This is a genomic window from Zhihengliuella salsuginis (assembly GCF_014651715.1).
In the GTDB taxonomy this organism is placed as follows: Bacteria; Actinomycetota; Actinomycetes; order Actinomycetales; family Micrococcaceae; genus Zhihengliuella; species Zhihengliuella salsuginis.
In genome coordinates, this window is record NZ_BMXK01000001.1 from 181,586 (window position 1) to 201,951 (window position 20,366).

A 20,366-nucleotide genomic window follows, 5' to 3' on the forward strand; every position below is an offset into this window, starting at 1 on the left:
AACCTTCATGACCAGCACACCAGCATTCGCGTCCGCGACCAGCCGGCGCGGCTTCCTGCGCGGCGCCCTCGGCGTCGGCGCCCTCGCCTCCGTCAGCGCCTTCAGTGGTTGCGGCCTGACCGGCGGCGGCAGCACGGCCGAGAAGACGATCAAGATCATCGTCACCGAGTCGGCCCCGTACCAGGAGCCGGTCAAGATCGCCCAGGGCCTGCTGGCGGAGCAGGGATGGACGCTCGAGCCGACCTACGTGACCGACATCGTCCAGCCGAACATCGCCGTGGCCAACGGGGAGTTCGACGCCAACTTCTTCCAGCACGGCGCCTACCTCGAGCAGTTCTCCGCCGACAACGACCTGGACCTGGAGGCGTCGTTCTACGTGTACGCGTCGCCGGCCGGGCTCTGGTCCAGCAAGTACGCGTCCGTGGACGAGCTGCCGGACGGCGCCCAGGTGGCCCTGCCCGTCGACCCGTCGAACAACGGGCGCGGGCTGAAGCTGCTGGCCCAGGCCGGGGCGATCGAGGTCGACGAGTCGAAGTCCGTCATCCACCTCTCGCAGAAGGACATCACCGCCAACCCGAAGAACCTCGAGTTCGTCGAGGTCGACCAGCAGTCGCTGGCCACGACGTTCGAGGACGTCGACGCCGGGTTCATGTTCGTCCGGCTGGCCGCGGAGATCGACCTGACCCCGGAGACGGCGCTGGCCTTCGAGTCGACCGAGGACTCGCTGCCGTTCATCTGCCTCGTCGCCGGCCAGCCCGGCTTCGCCGAGACGGAGAAGGGCCGGGCGCTGCAGGGCGCCCTGCAGTCGCCGGAGGTCGAGGCCTGGTTCGGAGAGTACATCGGCGGCGTCCTCGAGACCCCGTGGGACCGCGATGTGGAGGCGGACTTCGCCGAGTGGGTCTAGGAACGCGTCGCCCCACGCGCCGTTAGACGGGCAGGGCCCCGGCGCCGGATCTTCCGGTGCCGGGGCCCTGCCCGTCCAGGCGAAACCTTCGTCAGGCCTGCAGTGCGTGCAGCAGGAGCGCGTGCTCCGGGTTCAGCACGGGCAGCTGGACGCCCACGTGCTCGAGGTACGCGCCCGTGGCCGTGAACGCGCCGTCGCGCAGCCACGCCGGCGGTTGGATCTGCGTGAACGTGTTCGCGTAGTCCGCGTCCGCCTCGGTCGGCAGCACGGCCGCGACTCGGTAGGTGCGCTCCGGATCCAGCCCCGGCAGCGGCGCGGTCCCGGGCATCTCCGCGTACGACGACGCCACGCTCACCGCCGCGAACAGCCCCTCCGCGCGGTCGCTCCCCACGACGCCGTGCAGACGCAGCGCCTCGTCGGCTAGGTCCGCGTTGACGCGCGTCCCCGAGTGCAGCAGCGCCCGGTGCTCCTTGTAGAGGGCGATGGCCCGCTTGAGCGTCTCCCGCTCCGCGCCCGTCGCCTGCCGCACGTCCCACTCCATCCCGAAGTGTCCGAACAGGGCGGTGATGGCCCGGAACGAGATGTCGTGCACGCGGCCCGTGGTGTGCGAGTGGGTGGGCCCCACGTGGGAGCCGACGAGCTCGGGCGGCAGCACGGACTGCGTCCACCGCTGGATGGTCTGCCGCTCCAGGGCGTCGTTGCAGTCCGAGGCCCACACGCGGTCCGTGCGCTCCAGGATCCCGAGGTCGACGCGGGCGCCGCCAGAGGAGCAGGACTCGATCTCGACCCCCGGGTGCGCGGCCCGCAGCTCGTCGAACAGCCGGTACGCTGCCAGGGTCTGTTCGTGCACCGAGGAGAGGCCGCCGCTGCCGTGCTCGGTGAGGTCTCGGTTCTGGTCCCACTTCAGGTAGGCGATGTTGTTGCCGGCCAGCAGGGCGTCCAGCTGGTCGAACACGTGCCGCCACGCGCCCGGGTTGGTCAGGTCGAGGATGTGCTGCTGCCGCCACTCGAGCGGCAGGCGCGCCCCGGGGCCCGCAGCCGGTCCGACGACCCAGTCCGGGTGTTCGCGGGCCACATCGGAGTCGAGGTTCACCATCTCCGGCTCGACCCACAGCCCGAACTCCATCCCGAGCCCGTTCACGGCCTCGATGAGCGGCGTCAGCCCGTCGGGCCAGAGCTGCGAGTCCACGACCCAGTCGCCCAGGCCCGCGGTGTCGTCGCGGCGGCCGGCGAACCAGCCGTCGTCGAGCACGAACCGTTCGGCCCCGAGCTCGGCGCCGGAGGCGGCCAGCTCGGTCAGCGCGTCGAGCCGGTGGTCGAAGTAGACGGCCTCCCACGTGTTGAGCACCACCGGGCGGACGCGGCCGCTGGTCGTGTCCACGTGGTGGTCGCGGGCGCGGAACCAGTCGTAGAACCGCGTGCTGACGCCGTCGAGCCCGCGGTCCGAGTAGGCCGCGAAGAACGCGGGCGTGCTGTAGCTCGCGCCGGGTTCGAGCACGACCTCGCCCGGGCCCAGCAGCTCGGACGCGCCGAGCATCCGCCGGCCGTCGGCGAGCTGCTCGACGAACTGCTCGTGGTTGCCGCTCCACGCGAAGTGCGCGGCCCATACCTGCCCGGTGCGGTTCGCGAACCCGGGCGTGCCGAGGGCGGTCAGCAGCGAGGAGTCGTGTCCCGTGCGCCCGTGCCGGCCGGAGCGCACCCACGTGCCCTGGCGCAGTCGCGCCCGCTGCGGGTGCTTCTCGCGGCACCAGCGCCCGGTCAGATCCAGCACCTCGTCCGCCTGCCGGGACACCGGCACGACGACGGCCAGCTCGTCGAGCTGGTACGGGTCAGTGCCGCGGTTGCTCAGCGTGTGGGCGGCCTCGAGCAGCCCGCCCGGGTGCAGGCGCAGGTGCGTGGCGAGCGTGAGCCCCAGGGCGTCGTCGTGTTGGGTGACTGTGACGGCGTCGGCGGTTGCGTCGACGTTGGTGACGCGCAGGGCGGGGGAGAAGCCATGGCCGGCGCGGCCGTCGACCACGAACGAGCCGCGCAGGCCCGGGCGGCCCGGCCAGCCGGACGAGGCCTGCGGGACGAGGCCGGCGACGATCGGCACGTCGAGGGCCGAATTCGGGATCGGTGGCAGCAGTGCCCCGGGATCGGGGACGGTGGGGCCGAGGTCGGCGCCGTAGTGCGCGATCTCGACCTGGCCGGCGGGGAAGTGAAGCAGCAGGCTTGTGCCGGCGGCGCGGAGGTAGACGGGGTCCATGGGGTGGTTCGCTTTCGCTGAAGTGGGACGCGCGGCGCGCCGGGGTGGGCCCGGCGCGCCGCGGAGGAGGTGTCGGCGTTGTGGTCGTGGGCTACTCGAAGAGCGCGTTGACCTGGTCGTTGGCGCCGGTCAGGGAGCTCGCCGGAACCTTGCCGGAGACGACGGCGTCCATCGCCGGGGCCATGATGCCGTCGATCTGGGAGGCGTGCGCGGTGATGGGGAAGAGGAACGTGCTGTCGTCCTCGACGTGCGTGGTGAACGGGGAGACGTCGATGCCCTGGGCCTCGTAGGCCGCGGCGGCCTTCTCCGCGGAGGTCGTGACGGCCGGGAAGACGACAGCCGCCTCCGCGACGACGTCCTGGCAGTCGGTCGATCCGAGGTAGGCCACGAACTCCGCGGCCTCCTCCGGCTGGTCGGTGCCGGCGTAGATTGAGTCGGCGAGGCCGTTGAACATCGAGGCGCGCTCGCCGGACGGGCCGGTGGGGGTCGGCGCGATGCCGACCTCGACGCCGTCGTACCCGGTGTACTGGCCGATCATCCACGAGCCGTTCGCGTTGAGCGCGGACTTGCCGGCCGCGAACGTGTCCGCCATGGACGCGCCCACGGTGGTCTCGAGCTGCGGCATGAAGCCTTTGTCGGCGAGCGAGGCGAACCAGTCCATCGAGGCCTGGAAGTCCGGGTCGTCGTAGTTGTAGTGGGTGCCCCACGGGTTCTCGTCGGTGTGTGTCCACCCCGTGGTCCCCGTCAGGTAGCTCCACTCGGTCTGGCCCTGGCCGGATCCGGCGCCGTTGAGGCCCAGGCCGTAGACGGCGACGTTGTCCTTGTCGAAGCCGGCCTCGTCGCCGCGGACGCCGTTCTTGTCGACGCTCAAGTGGGCGATGACCTCTTCGTAGGTTCCCCCGTCGTCCGGGTTCCAGCTCAGGTCGGTCAGGTCGTCCGGGGTGTAGCCGGCGTCGTCGAGCATCTCCTCGTTGTAGAAGAGGGCGATCGTGTCCCAGTCCTTCGGCAACCCGTAGCGGTTGCCGTCCTCGGCGACCCAGAGGTCTGCGAGGCCCTCGTTGTAGATGGAGGTGTCGACGTCGGCCGTGGCCTCGGCGTCGTCGAGGGCCAGGAGCTGGCCGTTGGCCACGAACTCGGGGTAGCGGGAGAGGTGGTTGGTGAACACGTCGGGCGCGGTGTCCGCGACGAAGCCGTTGGTCAGCGAGCCCCAGTAGTCGTCCCAGCCCATCTGGGTGACCTCGACCTCGATCCCGGTGGACTCGGTGAAGTCGGCGGCGCACTGCTGATAGGCGGGGAGTTGGTTGGCGTCCCACAACCAGTAGTCGAGGGCGTCGCTATTGCCGCCGTCGCCACCTCCGCCGCAGGCGGTGAGGGCCAGGGTTGCGACGCCGATCGCGCCGAGTGCTGTTCTACGCATCAGGGTATTCCTTTCGAGGGGCGGCGGGCGTTGCCCGCCGTGAGTGGGTGCGGTGATGGATGGTCTGCTGGGGCTACTTGACGCCGGAGAAGCCGATGGAGTTGACGATCTTCTTGCCGAAGATCATGAAAAGGGTCAGGACGGGCAGGGCGGAGACCAAGGTGGCCGCCATGAGCCCGGACCAGTCCGGCGCGCCCTGCGGGGACTGGGACTTGAAGACGCCGAGGCCCACGGTCAGGACGCGGACATCGTCGGAATTGCCGACGAGCAGCGGCCAGAAGTACTCGTTCCACTGCTGGATGAACGTCAGCAGGACCAGGGTGGCGATCGGGGCGGCCGCGTTCGGGAGGATGATCTGGAAGAAGATGCGGAGGTGCTTCGCGCCGTCGAGCATTGCGGCCTCCTCCACCTCGCGGGACATGTTCATGAAGAACTGGCGCAGGAAGAACACGGCGAACGGGGTCATGAAGATGAAGGGCAGGACCATGCCGAGCATCGTGTTCAGCAGGCCGAGATCCTTGATGAGCAGGAAGTTCGGCAGCGCCGTGAAGATCGGCGGGACCATCATGGTGGCCAGGAAGGCCCCGAAGACGACGTTGCGGCCCTTCCAACGCAGGCGGGCGAACGCGTACGCGGCCATCGCGCTGAAGAAGACGGCCCCCGCGGTGGAGAGCGAGGCGAAGATGACCGAGTTGCGCAGGTAGACCCAGAAGTTGATGTCTGCCCCCGAGCCGCCCTGGGCGATGGCGTCCTGCGTGGACTGGAGACCGAAGACGCGGGCGAAGGCGCCGAAGTTCAGATCGACGGGCAGCAGGCTCGAGGCGTTGGCGGCCAGCGACGCGTTCATCGACAGGGACGTGCGCAGGACCCAGTAGAACGGCAGGATCGACACGGCGATGGCGAGCAGCAGCAGGATCCAGGGGACGACGTCGCGCCACGGGAGGCGCTTGGTGCGGCGCTCGTAGGAACGGTGCGGGGAGCGGGTGATTGGCATGGTCGTTTCTCCTTAGCCCAGGTCCGACTCGTTGCCGCGCAGGAACTTCATCTGGACGAAGGCCACGAGGACGAGGATGAGGAAGAGGATGACGGCGAGGGCGGAACCGTAGCCGAACTGCGACTCGGTGAACGCCTTCTGGAAGATGTAGTACTGCATGACGCGGCTCGCGTTGATCGGGCCACCCTGCGTGGTGACGGCGACCGTGTCGAATACCTGGAAGGAACCGATCACGGTGACCACCAGGACGAGCACCAACACGGGGCGCAGCAGGGGCAGGGTGATGCGGAAGAAGGTCTGCACGGCGTTGGAGCCGTCGAGGCTCGCCGCCTCGTAGAGCTGCTTCGGGATGACCTGCAGGCCGGCGAAGATGAGCAGAGCCGTGTAGCCCATGTGGCGCCACGTATTGATGAGGGCCTGCGTGGGGATCGCCCACTCCTCGCTGCCGAAGAACGCGACGCGGCTGCCGCCGAGCGTCTCGAGGACGTGGTTGACGATGCCGATCTGGTAGTCGAGGAGCCAGAACCACAGCAGGGCCGCGATCACGTTGGCCATGAGGTAGGGCAGCAGGAGCATGCCGCGGATCAGCGTCGACTTGGCGATGCGCTGCATCAGCAGCGCGATGCCGAGGGCCAGCAGGGTCTGCAGCACGATGTTGATGACCACGTACTGACCGGTGACGCCGAGCGCGTTCCAGAACAGGGGATCGCGGGCGATTGCCTCGTAGTTCTCGGTCCCGATCCAGGTCGGGTCGCCCAGGATGTTGTACTCGGTGAAGCTCAGGTAGACGCCGCGAATCATGGGCACCAGGAAGAAGACCACCAGGCCCAGCAACGCCGGGGCGATGAAGAACAGTGCGGCGGGTAGGTCTCCCCTAGTGGGGCTCCAGCCGAGGCGGCCCGGACGGCGGCGGCCGGTTGCTGTCCGCGACGGCGCAGGCGGCTGGTGCGCGCCTTCGCCGGTTGCTGTGGGGGTACTCATCTTCGCTTGCCTCCGAATGTGAGGTGACTAACAGTTGGCGACGAATCTACTTGAGTAGCTATTGGAGTGCAAGGGGTAGATCCGTATAAATTCGGGGTTGATTAACTCATGTCGTCCAACCTGTTGACCCGAGTAGATTTTGCGTGCAGGATGTTCGGCATGACGTTTTCACTGGGAATTGTTGGTGCCGGTCAGTTCGCCGGCGTGTTCGCCAAGCTCTTCGCCGCCCACCCCGGCATAGACCGCGTGTACGTTACGGACGTGATCGCGGAGCGTGCCGAGGCCCTCGTGGACCGCCTGGGTCTCGAGGGGACGCACGCGGACTTCGAGGCGCTGCTCGCCAGCGACGTCGACGCCGTGGCCCTCTTCACGCAGCGCTGGACCCACGGGCCGCTCGTCGTGCAGGCGCTCAAGGCCGGCAAGCACGTGTACTCGGCGGTGCCCATGGCTGTCTCCGAGGAGGAGATCGCCGCCATCATCGAGGCCGTGAAGGAGACCGGCCTGACCTACATGATGGGGGAGACCAGCCAGTACAACCCGGCGACGGTCTACGCCCGCGCCCGCCACGCCGCCGGCGACTTCGGGCGCATCATCTACGCCGAGGGCGACTACGTGCACGACATGGACCTGGGGTTCTACGACGCCTACAAGTACTCGGGCGGCGAGGGCTGGAAGCAGACGGCCAGCTACCCGCCGATGCTCTACCCGACGCACTCGGTCGGCGGCGTCCTCGGCGCCATCGGCGGCCGCGCGACGAGCGTGAGCTGCATCGGCGTGAAGGACCAGCGCGGCGACGGCGTCTTCGACAAGTCCGTGAGCATGTTCGACAACGACTTCTCCAACGCCACGGCCCTCTTCGAGCTCGAGGGCGGCGGCAGCATGCGCATCAACGAGATGCGCCGCGTCGGCTACCCCTCGCATCTGCGTGAGTCCCGTTTCCGGTACTTCGGCACCGAGGCCAGCTTCGAGCAGCTTGCCGAGGTCAGCGTGTGGCAGGACAAGGAGGCCGTCACGGACGTCAGCTCCCAGCTCGCCACCGGCGCGACGGTGGGGGACAACGACGCCGCGCTTGCCGACGTCGCCCCCGCGCTGCGCGACGCGTTCGCCTCCGGCATGGCCGAGGTGCACGACGCGTCCCGTCTGCCGGAGGAGTTTGTTGGTCTGCCGAACGGGCACGAGGGCAGCCACCACTTCCTGGTGGACGACTTCGTCACCGCCGTGAACAGCGGCGCCCTGCCGCCCGTCAACGCGTGGGTCGCCGCCCGCTACACCCTGCCGGGCATCGCCGCACACGCCTCCGCGCTGCGCGGCGGCGAGCGGCTGCCTGTCGCCGATTTCGGTGATCCGGTGGTGCCGCAGCGCCCCGCTGCATCCCGCGGATAGCGGGGTGGGTACGATGGCGGGTGTGAACTCTACCTCAAATGGCGCCAAGGCCAGCGTGACGCGCAAGGATGTCGCGCGCCTGGCCGGCGTCAGCACCGCCGTCGTGAGCTACGTGGTCAACGGCGGGCCGAAGCACGTCGCGCCGGCGACGGAGGCGAAGGTCCGCCAGGCCGTGGAGGCGCTCGGCTACCAGCCGAACGCCGCCGCGCGCGCCCTCAAACTCGGGTCGTCGGAGATGCTCGGCATGGTGGTCCCGGACGCGACCAACGCCTTCTTCGCCTCTATGGTCCGCGCCGTGGAGAACGCGGCGCTTGAGCGAGGATTCGCCGTCCTGTTCGCCGATTCGGACGGGTCGCTGCGCACCGAGCGCCGGCTCGTGAAGAATCTGGTCAACCGCCGGGTCGACGGCGTCTTCCTGTGCAGTGTGCTCGCCGACCCGGACTTAGGCGACCTGGCGCGCGCCGACATCCCGGCCGTTCTGCTCAACCGGAGCGTCGAGAGCCCGGCGTTCAGCTCCGTAGGCGTGACCTTCGAGGAGGGGGCGCGCCGCGCCGTCGAGCACCTGATCGGACACGGCCACCGCGATGTCGGACTGATCATGGGCACGTCGACGGTCGAGGAGCTCGACGGCCGCGAGGCCGGGTGGCGGCGGGGGCTTGAGGAGGCCGGCCTGCCCGAGGGAGCGATCATCCGCTCCGAATTCACGCGCGAGGGCGGCTACCGCGCCGGGCAGCGGTTCCTCGCGGCCAAGGAGCGCCCGCCGGCGGTGTTCGTCAGCTCCGACCTGCAGGCGATCGGCTTCATGCGCGCGATCCTCGAAGCCGGCCTGCGGGTACCGGACGATCTGGCGATCTTCGCGTTCGACGGTTCTCCGGAGTCGGCCTACAGTTGGCCCTCGCTCAGCACAGTGGTCCAGCCGGTCGAGGAGATGGCCCGCGCCGCCGTGGACGCGCTGTTCGCCTCCCGTGGCGGCGGGGAGGTCGAGCACCGCGTCTTCGACGTCGAACTCAGGCCCCGCGCGTCCTGCGGCTGCTGACGCGCCGCTAGGCTGGAGGCATGGCTGGGATCCGGGTGCGCGGCGCCGTCGTCGACGACCAGACCCGCTGCGCGCACTACGCCGGAGAGCTCGACGTGGTGGCCATCCGGTTCTACTGCTGCCGCGAGTACTATCCGTGCCACCTCTGCCACGAGGAGGCCGCGGGCCATTCCGCACGCGTCTGGCCGCGCGGCCAGCGGGATGAACCGTCGATCCTCTGCGGGGTGTGCCGGCACGAGCTGACGATCGCCGAGTATCTGGCGGTCTCCGGCTGCCCGCGCTGCGGGGCCGGATTCAACCCCGGGTGCGCGCTGCACGCGCACCTCTACTTCGGGTGACCGGCGCGCTCAGGCACAGGGGATGACGCGGTCCGCCCGGTCCCGGGTGCGCTCGACGATCCGCGCATTGACCTCATCAGTGCCCGACACCCAGGCCCTCGCCGCCTCCGGGCTCTTGCCGAACAGCTCGTGCCGGGCGACGAGTCGCTCGAGGCGCACGTCCGGAGGCGGATCCACGAACCAGATCTCCGCGCAGATCTCCCGCAGCCGGCGCCAGGGGTCGGCCTCGGCCAGCAGGTAGTTGCCCTCGGTGATGATCAGCCGGGCCGTCGGCGGGATCTCGAGTCCGGCGGCGATGGGCTCCTCCAGGTCGCGTTCGAACCGGGGCGCGAATACCGGGCGGTCGGCCTCGCTGCCGAGGCGGCGCAGCAGCGCGACGTAGCCGTCGGCGTCGAACGTGTCGATCGCGCCCTTGCGCTCGAGGGCGCCCCGCGCGGACAGGACGCGGTCGCTCAAGTGGAACCCGTCCATCGGCACGACGGCGGCCGCCGCGCCGAATCGTTCCGCGAGGAGGGTGGCGAGCGTCGATTTCCCCGCGCCGGGGGAACCCGCGATGCCGAGGAAGACGCGCCCCTGCGCCTGCTCGAGAATCTGTGCGATCCGCTCCACCGCGGTGCCGAGCGCGGAGTCGCCTCGCGGATCCAGGAGCCCGGGCGGGAGCGTGTTGTGCATGCAGGCAGTGTATTGGCTGCCGGCCCGGCCGGCATCTTGCTCATCTGAGACATCAGCTGCGCTCAAATGTTATGCTCGACTCGGGCAATGTGTCCCGCCTCACCATTCCGGGGCCGCGACGCCGGAGAACACCGACGAAAGAGAACGGGGAGCACCACCATGAGCCAGTCACATCCGGAGCAGAACGCGGCAGGGGCCACCCGCGCGGCCGTGGACGGCGGGGCGGGCGGCGCCGTCGTCGACCTGAACGCGCAGAACCTGCCGAGCATCGGGGCCAACGGGCGCGGGGTGCAGACCCCCGCGTTCGCGCTCGATGCGCGCAGCGTCGGCGTCGTCCACTTCGGCGTGGGCGGGTTCCACCGCGCACACCAGGCCCTCTATCTCGACCGGCTCATGCAGCAGGGGCGCGCGCTGGACTGGGGGATCTGCGGCGTCGGCCTCATGCCGCACGATGCCGCCATGCGCGACGCGCTGACCGCCCAGGACGGGCTCTACACGCTGGTCGAGAAATCACCCGATGGCACCCGCGCGGCCCGCGTCGTCGGCTCGGTCGTCGAGTACCTCTACGCCCCCGACGGCCCCGAGGCGGTCCTGGCGCGGCTGACGGATCCGGGCGTCCGCATCGTTTCGCTGACCGTCACCGAGGGCGGCTACAACTACAACCCCCGCACCGGCGAGTTCCTGGCCGAGACCCCCGCCGTCGCCGCCGATCTCGCCGCGGAACCGGGGGGAGAAGCACCCCGGACCACGTTCGGGTACATCACCGAGGCGCTGCGCCGCCGTCGTGCCGCCGGGACGGCACCGTTCACGGTGATGAGCTGCGACAACATCCAGGGCAACGGGCACCTGGCGCAGAAGGTCTTCACCGCGTTCGCGGACCTGAAGGACCCGGAGCTGGGCGCCTGGGTGCGCGAGAACGTGCGGTTCCCGAACTCGATGGTCGACCGGATCACCCCCGTCACGACGGACGCCGACCGCGAGGCCGTGGCGGCGGAGTACGGGATCGGGGACCGCTGGCCGGTGGTGTGCGAGGACTTCATCCAGTGGGTACTCGAGGACGACTTCCCGACGGGCCGCCCGCCCTTCGAGGAGGTGGGTGTGCAGGTGGTCGACGACGTCGAGCCGTACGAACTCATGAAGCTGCGCCTGCTCAACGCCACCCACCAGGCCATGGCGTACACGGGCCGCCTCGCCGGCTACCGCTACGCGCACGAGGCGACGCAGGATCCGCTCTTCGCCGAGTTCTTCGCCGCCTACATGGACCGCGAGGCGACGCCGACGCTGCGCCCGGTGCCCGGAATCGACCTGGACGCATACAAGCGCCAGCTGCTCGAGCGCTTCTCCAACGAGCAGGTCCGCGACACCCTCGCGCGCCTCTGCGCCGAGTCCAGCGACCGCATCCCCACCTGGCTGGTCCCGGTTATCGTGCACAACCTCGCCGCCGGCGGGCGGGAGCAGGCCGGGTACGACGGCGCGGCCACCGCGCGCGGTCCGGTCGCCCTGAGCGCCGCGATCGTCGCGTCGTGGGCACGCTACGCCGAGGGCGTGGACGAGGCCGGCGAGCCGATCGAGGTCGTCGACCGGCTCAAGGACCGCGTCATGGCGGCGGCCGCGAAGCAGGACGAGGACGATCTGGCGTTCCTGCGCGACCCCGAGCTCTTCGGCGACCTGGCCGAGCACGAGGAGTTCACGCGGCACTACGTCGCGGCGCTGCGCAGCTTCAAGACGGCGGGCTCGCGCGCGACGCTCGAGGTGCTGCGCGACTCCGGCTGGTCCACCCTGGTCTGACGCCTCCGCGGACGTGGGACGCGCTGGTCGTGGGGACGCGGGCCTCGGCGCAGCGTGGGTCACCGGCCGGCTCCGGGGCTACGCGGCGTCGAGGCCCGCGTGCTCCGCGAGGGCGGCCGCCAGGTCCCCGTCGATCACGAGCCGCTGGATGAAGCCGCCGCGCAGCGCCGCCAGGACGCCGGGCAGGTTGTCGAGCCCGTAGGCGATCGCGACTGTGGTCGTGGCGGCGCGCAGCTGGTCGATCGTCACCGCGATGACCCGGCCGTCGAGGCCCGCGTCCACGTGCTCGCCCGTCTCCGTCAGCAGCCGGCCGGAGATCTCCGCGACGGCCCCTGCGGCGGCGATCGAGGCCCGCTCCTCCTCGGAGACGCGCGCCCAGACGGTGGATCGGCCGGACGTCCACGTGCCGATCGCGACCATGGCGATGTCCAAGTGGTCGGCCTTCGCCTGCGCCTCGGAGATCTCCGGCAGCCGGCGCAGGCTCGACGCGAGCTGTGCGCTCTCGACGATCAGCGGGGCCGGCAGTGGCCAGGTCCGTCCGCCGGCGGCGGTGCCGAGCTGGTGGATCAGCTGGCCTGAGCCGGCGTCGTTTCCGAACCGCAGGTCTCCCGCGAGCTGCACGACGTCGCACGTCGGCAGCTGCCCGAGGTGCGTCGTCATGAGGCTGAGTGTGCGGGACCAGGAGACGCCGATCGTGCAGCCCTTCCGGGCGAGCGAGTCGAGCGTCGCCGCCGCCTGCACGGCCACGGCCTCCCGCGCGGATCGGCCCGCGGGTTCGCGCGCGATGTCGACGCCCTCGACGCCGAGGACCGCGGCCAGGGCGGCCGCGTCGATCTGCGTGTGCGCGGGGCGGTGGATCGTGATGTCCACGACGCCCTCGCGGCGGGCTTCGTCCAGGTAGCGCGCGACCTGGAAGCGGGAGATGCCGTGCTCCTTGGCGATCTCCACCTTCGACGTGTTGTCCAGATAGTAGGCCGTGGCGATATCGGCCAGCAGCTCCTGATGCGTCGTCGACATGGTGTCAGATCCTTGGGAGTCGGAGGGGGCGCGCGACCGGCGTGACTCGGACGCTCGGACCGCTCAAATGAGCGGTCGTGACCTCTTCGAGTATGCCACTCTTGCTCATTTGATCAAATGTGGCTACAGTCACATATCAGATGAGCGTGTGCGATTGATCATCTGAGCAACACGCCTGCAGCCAACACGAGGAGCGCCTCCACCATGAATCGTCAACGCGCCCGACGCCTCGGCGACCTGTCGCTGAGCCGCCGCGGACTGCTGGGTCTGGGACTCGGTGCAGCAGCCGCCACCGGACTCTCCGCCTGCGGGGCGAGCGGATCGCAGCAGAGCCAGGAGATCGTCGTTGCGATCGTCTCGAACCCGCAGATGCAGGACGCGATCTCGCTGATCGACGACTTCCGCGCGAAGAACCCCGGCATCAACGTCCGCTTCGTCTCCCTCCCGGAGAACGAGGCCCGCGCCAAGATCACCGCATCCGTGGCGACGGGCGGCGGCGAGTTCGACGTCGTCATGATCTCCAACTACGAGACCCCCATGTGGGCCGAGAACGGATGGATCACCGACCTGGTGCCCTTCATGGACTCCACCGACGGCTACGATCGTCAGGACTTCATCCCCACCATCCGCGAGGCCCTGTCCGTCGGCTCGGGCCAGTACTCGGTGCCGTTCTACGGCGAGTCCTCCTTCCTCGTCTACCGCCAGGACCTGTTCGACGAGGCGGGCATCTCGATGCCGGACCAGCCGACCTGGACGCAGATCCAGGAGATCGCCGCCGAGATGCACGACCCGGGGAACAACTTCTCCGGCATCTGCCTGCGCGGCCTGGCCGGCTGGGGCGAGGTCATGGCCCCGCTGAACACCGTCATCAACACGTACGGCGGCCGCTGGTTCGACGAGGCGTGGAACCCGCAGCTGGACAGCCCCGAGGTGCACGCCGCGGTCAGCGACTACGTCAAGCTGGTGCGCAACCACGGGCAGCCCGGCGCGGCGACCTCCGGCTACGGCGACTGCCTGACCCGGTTCTCCCAGGGCAATGCGGCCATGTGGTACGACGCCACGGCGATGGTCTCCTCGGTGGAGGACCCGTCGTCGTCCCTGGTGGTCGGCAAGACGGGCTACGCGCTCGCCCCCGTGAAGGAGACCGAGTCCGCCGGCTGGTTGTACACGTGGGCGCTCGCGATCCCCGAATCCAGCCAGCGCAAGCAGGCCGCCTGGGACTTCATCGCGTGGATGACCAACAAGGAGTACTTCCAGCTCGTCGGCAACGAGATCAGTTGGGAGCGCCTGCCTCCGGGCAGCCGTCAGTCCACCTATGAGATCCCCGAATACGCGGAGATCGCCGAGGCCTACGCCGGTCCGACGCTCACGGCGATGGGCCAGGCCAGCCAGGAGACCTCCATGGTCCAGCCCGTCCCGTACCCCGGAATCCAGTTCGTGGGCATCCCCGAGTTCCAGGACCTCGGCACACGCGTCGGCCAGCAGATCTCGGCCGCGATCGCGGGCAGCCAGAGCGTCGAGGAAGCCCTCGAGCAGTCGCAGAGTTTCGCCACGTCGGTGGCCCGAACCTACATGGAAGGCTAAGTCATGAGCACCGATCTCACCACCGGCTCCGGTGCCGACCGGGCCGCGACCGGCGCGCCGGGCCGGGATCCGGAGGGCCCCGACGCCCGCCGGGCCGCCCGCCGCGAGGGCTGGTCCCGCCGCCTGCCGCTGCTGCCCGCGCTGATCTTCACGATCCTCGTCACCCAGATCCCGTTCGCGATGACCATCTGGTATTCGCTGCGGTCCTGGAACCTGCTGCGCCCCGACGGCGAGACCTTCGTCTGGTTCCGGAACTTCGTCGACATCTTCATGGACTCGACGTTCCGCGGCGCGGCCCTGAACTCGATCATCATCACGCTCGGCTGCGTCTTCGCGGCCCTCATCCTGGGCACCCTGTTCGCGATCCTGCTGGACCGGGAGTTCCTGGGCCGCGGCGTGGTGCGCACCCTGCTCATCACCCCGTTCCTCATCATGCCGGCGGCGACGTCGATGCTGTGGAGCGTCTCCCTGCTGAACCCCAGCTTCGGCCTCCTGAACTGGGTGATCGGCCTCTTCGGCGCCGGCCCGATCGACTTCACCTCCCAGATGCCGCTGTTCTCCGTGATCATGGCGCTCGTCTGGCAGTGGACCCCGTTCATGATGCTGCTGATCCTCGCCGGCCTGCAGGCCCAGCCGAAGGACGTGCTCGAAGCCGCGGCACTCGACGGCGCCGGCTGGGGCAAGACGTTCCTGTTCGTCACGCTGCCGCAGCTGCGCCGCTATATCGAGCTGTCCGTGCTGCTGGGCGCGATCTACGTCGTCAACACGTTCGACCAGATCTACCTGATGACGGCCGGAGGCCCCGGCACCGCGAGCGCCAACCTGCCGTTCTACATCTACCAGCGCGCATTCCTCGGGTTCGACGTCGGCCAGGCCGCCGCCATGGGCGTCGTCACCGTGATCGCCACGATCATCATCGCCACCTTCGCGCTGCGACTGATCTTCCGCAGCTTCGACACCAAGGACTGAGCCATGGCCACCACATTGACCTCACCCACCCCCGCGCGGGGCGCGGCCGGCAACGCCCCCACGGCCGGCAGGCAGCGCCGCCGCAGCGGAGGATCCGCGAGCGGAAGCCTGCTGACGATCCTCACCTGGCTGCTCGCGCTGGTCTTCTTCGCACCCGTGCTCTGGATGGTCTCGACGTCGTTCAAGCAGGAGAACGCGGCCGCCTCGACGCCGCCGACCTTCTTCTTCGAGCCGACCTTCGAGCAGTATGCGGCAGTGCTCGCGCAGAACGCCGGGCCGTACTTCGCCAACTCCCTGATCGCGACCGGCGTCTCGACGCTGCTGGTCATCGTGCTCGCAGTGCCGGCGTCCTACGCGCTGAGCATCCGGCCCGTGAAGAAGACCTCCGACGTGCTGTTCTTCTTCATCTCCACCAAGATGCTGCCGGTGGTCGCGGTGATCATGCCGATCTACGTGATCTCGGGTCGGCTGCACGTGCTCGACAACGTGTGGACGCTCGTCATCCTGTACACGTCGATGAACCTGCCGATCGCGGTCTGGATGATGCGCTCCTTCTTCCAGGAGGTCCCGGGCGAGGTGCTCGAGGCCGCCCAGATGGACGGCGCCGGGCTCATGAAGACCCTGCGCTCGGTACTCATCCCGATGGTCACCCCTGGCATCGCCGCGACGGCGCTGATCTGCGTGATCTTCTCCTGGAACGAGTTCTTCTTCGCGCTCAACCTGACCGCGGCGAAGGCCGCCACCGTACCGGTGTTCCTGATGGGCACCATGACCAGCGAGGGCCTGTTCCTCGCGAAGCTCTCCGCCGCGAGCGTCCTGGCGTCGCTCCCGGTGGTCCTGGCCGGTTGGGCCGCTCAGAAGCAACTCGTCCGCGGCCTGTCCATGGGCGCGGTCAAGTAGGCCGGGAAGCGGGCGCGCGGTGCCCGGGCGCCGGGCCGGCCGCCGTCGTTCCGGCTCGCTCGATCGCTGCGAGCGAGCGCTCCAGCGCCGAGCGAGGGTCCTGGGCGTAGCGGCCGTCGCCGAAGAGCTCGACGGTAGCGTGCCCCGCGTACCCGTGGTTCTCGAGCGCCGCGACGATCTCGGCGAGCGACAGCTCGCCGTCACCCCACGCGAGGTGCCCGGCCGGGGCGCCGTCGATGAGGTGGACGTGGCGCACGTGCTCGCCGAACAGCGAGAAGTAGTCTTCGACCGTATCGCCCGCGACGGCGGCGGCGACGGTGTCCAGAACCACGCCGAGGTTGGGCGCCGCGACGTCGTCGAGCATGCGCCGGGCATCAGCGGCCGTTGTGACCAGGTTCGACTCGACGCGCTGGAGGGGTTCGAGTACGCACGTGAGGCCGAGTTCCGCGGCGTAGCCGGTGACCTCACCCAGTCCGTCGACGGCACGCGACCACCCCGAGGCGCGCGGCTCGTCCTCGCCGCCGCGGCCGGACGTGAGGAACAGCAGGTCCGAGCCGAGCTCGATCGCCAGCTCGGCGGCGCGGCGGAACATCGCCAGGCTCTCCGCGCGCAGCCGGGGATCCGGCGAGGCGAGGTTGACCGGGTAGGCCACCTGCTCCGGCGTGAAGCAGACAACCTGCAGCCCTCGGGCCGCGGCGGCGGCCCGGATGCTGCGCGCCGCGGCGTCGTCCAGCCAGGGCACGTGCGCGTGCGGGGCGATGCCCCACAGTTCGACGGCGGTCCGGCCGAGGCCGGCGAGGTCGTCGAAGCAGCGCTCCAACGGCAGATGTTGGTACCCGAAGTTGGAGCCGGCCACGCGGTCGATCAGCGGCGCTGTCACTTCCCGATCCCCTCGGAGAGGCCCTTGATGAAGTACCGCTGGCTCGCGAAGAACAGGACGATGACTGGCAGCGCGGCGACGACCATGCCGGCGAACACCACGGGGTAGTCGGTGCCGTGCTTGCTGAGGAGGCTGGTCAGGCCCACGGGGAGGGTTTGCACGCCAGTGCCGCTCGTGAAGACCATCGCGAACAGGTACTCGTTCCACGCGAAGAGCACGTGCAGGATCACGGTCGAGATGATGATCGGCTTGCACATCGGCAGCGTGATGCGCCAGAACGTAGTCCAACGGCTGGCGCCGTCGACCTCCGCCGCTTCATCGACCTCGCGCGGCAGATCGATCATGTAGGCGCGGATCAGGAACGTGGTGAACGGGATGCGGAACGCGGTGTAGAGGATGAGCAGGGCCCAGAAGGTGTTGTAGAGGCCCATCGCCTGGAACATGCGCACGAGCGGGACAAGGGCGACCGCCGGGGCCAGCATCAGACCGCCGAGGATGAGGCCGGAGACGGTCCGGCCGAATGGCATCCGCACGCGCGTTAGCCCATAGGCCGCCCACGCGCTGATGAAGACGGTCGCGATCGTCGACGTCACTGTGACGAGCACGCTCGCGGTTAGGTAGTCGCTGACGCCGCGGTTCCACGCGGTGACGTAGTTCTCCCAGTTCAGCTGCAGCGGCAGCGCGAACGGGTTGCCGAAGAGCTCAGTGTTGGTCTTGAAGCCGTTGAGCACCATCCACAGCAGGGGGTAAGCGACCACGACGACGAGCGCGAGCAGGAACGACCACATGAAGACGCGACTGATCGCGCTGAAGAATCCGGTGCGGGTCATCAGAAATCCACCCTTCTGCGCTTCGTGTACCAGAGCTGGCCGAGCGCGACGATGAGCGTCACCACAAAGATGACGGTGGCGATCGCGGCGGCGTAGCCGAAATCGTTGCGGACGAATCCGCTGCGGTACAGCCAGGTCGCGAGCACCTGCGTCGAGTTGTTCGGGCCGCCGCTGGTCATCACCATGACCTCGTTGAAGACCTGGAAGGCGCCGGAAATCGTCACGATGACCATGAGCCCGGTCATCTCCCGCACCAGCGGCACGGTGACGTGGAGGAATCGGCGCACCGGGCCGATACCGTCAATCGCGGCAGCTTCGTAGAGCTCCGAGGGGATGCGTTGGATCGCGACGGCGAACAGCAGGGTGGAATATCCGAAGCCCTGCCACTGGCTCATGGCGATGATCCCAACCATGGCCGTGGACTCCTGCCCGAGCCACGGCTGTGTCAGGGCGCCCAGACCAACGGCCTCGAGCAGGTGGTTCAGCATCCCGAGGTTCGGCTCGTAGATGAAGTAGAACAACAGGCCGGCGACCGTGAGGGAGATCGCCGACGGGACGAAATAGATGGCCCGGAGCGCCTTGCGCCAGCGCATGCTGCGCAGGCTCTCGATCATCGCGGCGAGCACGAGAGCGCCCGCCACTTGGAAGGCGATCGACAGCAGCGCGTAGAGCCCGTTGTTGGCTAGGGCGCTCCAGAAAACGGCATCGCCGAGAAGCTTCTCGTAGTTCTCGAGCCCCACGAACTCGGAAGTCCCCGAGTAGATGTCCCATTCCTGGGTTGAGAAGGCCAAGTTCTGCGCGAGCGGGAGGTAGACGAACACCGCCAAGAGCACGAGTGCAGGGAGGACCCATGCGAGGCCCAGAGCGCGCGACTTCCAGGTGCGTCCGGTCCCGGAGCCGACCGCACCACGCCGCCAGCGCCGAGTCGTCGTCCTCCGTGCCGGCCGATCGGCGGGGCCGAACAGTGTGGAGGAGGAGGCAGGTTCCGTGCCGCCAGAGGTCACAGGGTCCTCACCCTGCGCCCCTTGGACGTCACTTGGCGTCGGCGTTCGCTGCGCGAACACTTTCGAGCACCTCTTCGGGTGTGGAACTGCCGCTGATGATCGCCTCGCCGCCCGCGAGCCAGGCATCCGCGACCTCGGGGACCGTGATGGTGTCAAGCCAGACGACGAGCTGCGAGGCCTCGTTCACCTGCGTGATGCCCTCGAACACGGCCTTGCTCGAAGTTTCTTCGGTCACCGCGCCGATGACGGTGCTGGGCTGGCCGTAAGGCGATGAGGAGAGGGTCTTGGCGTTTTCGGGCTCGGTCACGAACTTCATGAAGTCCGCGGCCAGGGCCGCCTGCGGCGATTTCGCGTTGATGAGGTAGCCCTCGGGGGAGCCCTCGACCGCGTTCGGGTCGCCAGCGGCGTCGGCAGGTGCGGGAAGCGGGAAGATGCCGAAGTCCTCGGTGCTGAGCTTCGCGTCCTCGACGGTCACGGTGTCGAACTCCAGCACCTCTTGGTAGTACATGGCCGCGCGGCCGCCGGCGAGAGCCTCCTGCGCGGTGGTGTAGAGGACGCCGTTGGTGCCACTGCCGCTGTCAGTGCACTCGTTCACGAGGGTCTTGAACTGCTCGAGGGAGCGCACGTACCCGGGGTCGGTCCACTCTGCCGTCTCCGGATCGAAGTCGGCGTGGAGGACATCGCTCGGCACGTTGTAGGCGAACAACTGCTGCAGGTAGTGCAGCGCCGGCCAGCCGTCCTTGTTGCCGAAGGCGATCGGCTCATAGCCGGCCTCGCGCAGCGGCCCGCACGAGTCGATGAGCTCGTCGAAGTTCGTCGGGACCTCCACACCGGCCTCGGCGAAGGCAGCCTTGCTGTAGCCCATGAACTTGCCGTTGTTGTAGAGCGGGACACCGTAGAACTTGCCGTCGTACTCGAAGGCGGAGAGGGACGCCTTGCCGAAGCGGTCACCCCACTCGGTGCCGGGGGCGATGAGGTCGGTGAGGTCGGCGGCGAGTCCACCCCCGACGAAGTTCTCCGCCCAGTCGCCCGCCCACGTGAAGTAGACGTCCGGCAGGGCACCCGACGCGGTCAGCGTCTTGGTCTTGTCTTTGATCGACTGGTCCGTCTCCTGGATGAGCTCGATCTCGACCTCGGGGTGCTCGGCCTCGTAGGCCGTGGCCAGGTCGTCGAAATACGTCTCCAGCGGTTCGCCGGCGAACTTCGTGAGGAGCGAGAGCTTGCCCTCGTACACGGGTTCGGCGGTGACGTCAGCTGCCGGCTCGGCGGCGCCTCCGCCGCAAGCGGTGAGCGCGATGAGGGCCGCGGCGGCCGTCGCGGCGAGTGGGATGGTGCGGTTTCTGCGCATATCTGCCTCTCTGAAGGGGCGGGCACTGTGCCGCCGGGTAGCGGCCGCCGATCCGCCATTGGAACGAACGGTGAGT

At 69.1% G+C, this 20,366-nt stretch carries 18 protein-coding genes; 8 read left to right on the plus strand and 10 right to left on the minus strand.

Annotation, left to right across the window (positions count from 1 at the left end):
* Positions 1-7 precede the first annotated feature (7 nt).
* Complete coding sequence (locus IE069_RS00890) at positions 8-904, plus strand: MetQ/NlpA family ABC transporter substrate-binding protein (RefSeq protein WP_189348218.1); 897 nt, start codon at positions 8-10, stop codon at positions 902-904.
* A 91-nt stretch (positions 905-995) separates the two neighbouring features.
* Here the strand turns inward: IE069_RS00890 and IE069_RS00895 are convergent, their stop codons facing one another.
* The 4 genes from IE069_RS00895 to IE069_RS00910 all read right to left on the minus strand — a co-directional run bounded on the left by IE069_RS00895 (position 996) and on the right by IE069_RS00910 (position 6,541).
* A complete protein-coding gene (locus tag IE069_RS00895; protein WP_189348219.1) occupies positions 996-3,149 on the minus strand; it encodes an alpha-galactosidase in 2,154 nt (717 codons plus the stop codon).
* Between the two features lie 91 nt (positions 3,150-3,240).
* Positions 3,241-4,566, minus strand: coding sequence for an ABC transporter substrate-binding protein (locus tag IE069_RS00900; protein ID WP_189348220.1), 1,326 nt, complete (start codon positions 4,564-4,566; stop codon positions 3,241-3,243).
* Positions 4,567-4,639: 73 nt separating this feature from the next.
* Positions 4,640-5,560 carry a carbohydrate ABC transporter permease gene (locus tag IE069_RS00905; protein WP_189348221.1) on the minus strand — a complete coding sequence of 307 codons (921 nt, stop codon included), beginning with the start codon at positions 5,558-5,560 and terminating at the stop codon, positions 4,640-4,642.
* Between the two features lie 12 nt (positions 5,561-5,572).
* Positions 5,573-6,541 carry a carbohydrate ABC transporter permease gene (locus IE069_RS00910; RefSeq protein ID WP_189348222.1) on the minus strand — a complete coding sequence of 323 codons (969 nt, stop codon included), beginning with the start codon at positions 6,539-6,541 and terminating at the stop codon, positions 5,573-5,575.
* A gap of 159 nt (positions 6,542-6,700) precedes the next feature.
* On the opposite strand from IE069_RS00910, the gene IE069_RS00915 reads away from it, so the two are divergent.
* The 3 genes from IE069_RS00915 to IE069_RS00925 are packed head-to-tail and all read left to right on the plus strand — an operon-like array spanning position 6,701 to position 9,298.
* The gene (locus tag IE069_RS00915) at positions 6,701-7,924 is read left to right on the plus strand and encodes a Gfo/Idh/MocA family protein (RefSeq protein ID WP_189348223.1); all 1,224 of its coding nucleotides are present in this window, start codon (positions 6,701-6,703) and stop codon (positions 7,922-7,924) included.
* A gap of 22 nt (positions 7,925-7,946) precedes the next feature.
* Complete coding sequence (locus IE069_RS00920) at positions 7,947-8,960, plus strand: LacI family DNA-binding transcriptional regulator (RefSeq protein WP_229790858.1); 1,014 nt, start codon at positions 7,947-7,949, stop codon at positions 8,958-8,960.
* Positions 8,961-8,980: 20 nt separating this feature from the next.
* A complete protein-coding gene (locus IE069_RS00925; RefSeq protein WP_189348224.1) occupies positions 8,981-9,298 on the plus strand; it encodes a CHY zinc finger protein in 318 nt (105 codons plus the stop codon).
* A 9-nt stretch (positions 9,299-9,307) separates the two neighbouring features.
* Here the strand turns inward: IE069_RS00925 and IE069_RS00930 are convergent, their stop codons facing one another.
* Positions 9,308-9,970, minus strand: a complete 663-nt coding sequence (locus IE069_RS00930) for a nucleoside/nucleotide kinase family protein (RefSeq protein ID WP_189348225.1) — start codon at positions 9,968-9,970, stop codon at positions 9,308-9,310.
* A 159-nt stretch (positions 9,971-10,129) separates the two neighbouring features.
* Here IE069_RS00930 and IE069_RS00935 point away from each other — a divergent pair, with 159 nt between their 5' ends.
* On the plus strand, positions 10,130-11,758 hold the full coding sequence (locus IE069_RS00935; protein WP_189348226.1) for a mannitol dehydrogenase family protein: 1,629 nt from the start codon (positions 10,130-10,132) through the stop codon (positions 11,756-11,758).
* A 78-nt stretch (positions 11,759-11,836) separates the two neighbouring features.
* On the opposite strand, the gene IE069_RS00940 is transcribed toward IE069_RS00935, so the two are convergent.
* The gene (locus IE069_RS00940) at positions 11,837-12,775 is read right to left on the minus strand and encodes a sugar-binding transcriptional regulator (protein ID WP_189348227.1); all 939 of its coding nucleotides are present in this window, start codon (positions 12,773-12,775) and stop codon (positions 11,837-11,839) included.
* Positions 12,776-12,979: 204 nt separating this feature from the next.
* Here IE069_RS00940 and IE069_RS00945 point away from each other — a divergent pair, with 204 nt between their 5' ends.
* From IE069_RS00945 to IE069_RS00955, 3 genes are read left to right on the plus strand one after another with little or no spacing between them, the layout of a single operon-like run.
* Complete coding sequence (locus tag IE069_RS00945; protein WP_189348228.1) at positions 12,980-14,359, plus strand: ABC transporter substrate-binding protein; 1,380 nt, start codon at positions 12,980-12,982, stop codon at positions 14,357-14,359.
* A gap of 3 nt (positions 14,360-14,362) precedes the next feature.
* Positions 14,363-15,328, plus strand: coding sequence for a carbohydrate ABC transporter permease (locus IE069_RS00950; RefSeq protein ID WP_189348229.1), 966 nt, complete (start codon positions 14,363-14,365; stop codon positions 15,326-15,328).
* 3 nt (positions 15,329-15,331) lie between these two features.
* Complete coding sequence (locus tag IE069_RS00955; RefSeq protein ID WP_189348230.1) at positions 15,332-16,228, plus strand: carbohydrate ABC transporter permease; 897 nt, start codon at positions 15,332-15,334, stop codon at positions 16,226-16,228.
* Here the strand turns inward: IE069_RS00955 and IE069_RS00960 are convergent.
* From IE069_RS00960 to IE069_RS00975, 4 genes are all read right to left on the minus strand, one after another.
* On the minus strand, positions 16,221-17,108 hold the full coding sequence (locus IE069_RS00960) for a TIM barrel protein (protein WP_189348231.1): 888 nt from the start codon (positions 17,106-17,108) through the stop codon (positions 16,221-16,223). The two genes, IE069_RS00955 and IE069_RS00960, sit on opposite strands and share 8 nt — an antisense overlap.
* Complete coding sequence (locus IE069_RS00965; RefSeq protein ID WP_189348232.1) at positions 17,105-17,938, minus strand: carbohydrate ABC transporter permease; 834 nt, start codon at positions 17,936-17,938, stop codon at positions 17,105-17,107. Before IE069_RS00965 ends, IE069_RS00960 begins: the two co-directional genes overlap by 4 nt.
* Positions 17,938-18,771 carry a carbohydrate ABC transporter permease gene (locus IE069_RS00970; RefSeq protein ID WP_229790890.1) on the minus strand — a complete coding sequence of 278 codons (834 nt, stop codon included), beginning with the start codon at positions 18,769-18,771 and terminating at the stop codon, positions 17,938-17,940. The genes IE069_RS00965 and IE069_RS00970 overlap by 1 nt, the downstream gene beginning before the upstream one ends.
* Before the next feature lie 199 nt (positions 18,772-18,970).
* Positions 18,971-20,290 carry an ABC transporter substrate-binding protein gene (locus IE069_RS00975; RefSeq protein WP_189348234.1) on the minus strand — a complete coding sequence of 440 codons (1,320 nt, stop codon included), beginning with the start codon at positions 20,288-20,290 and terminating at the stop codon, positions 18,971-18,973.
* Positions 20,291-20,366: the final 76 nt, after the last annotated feature.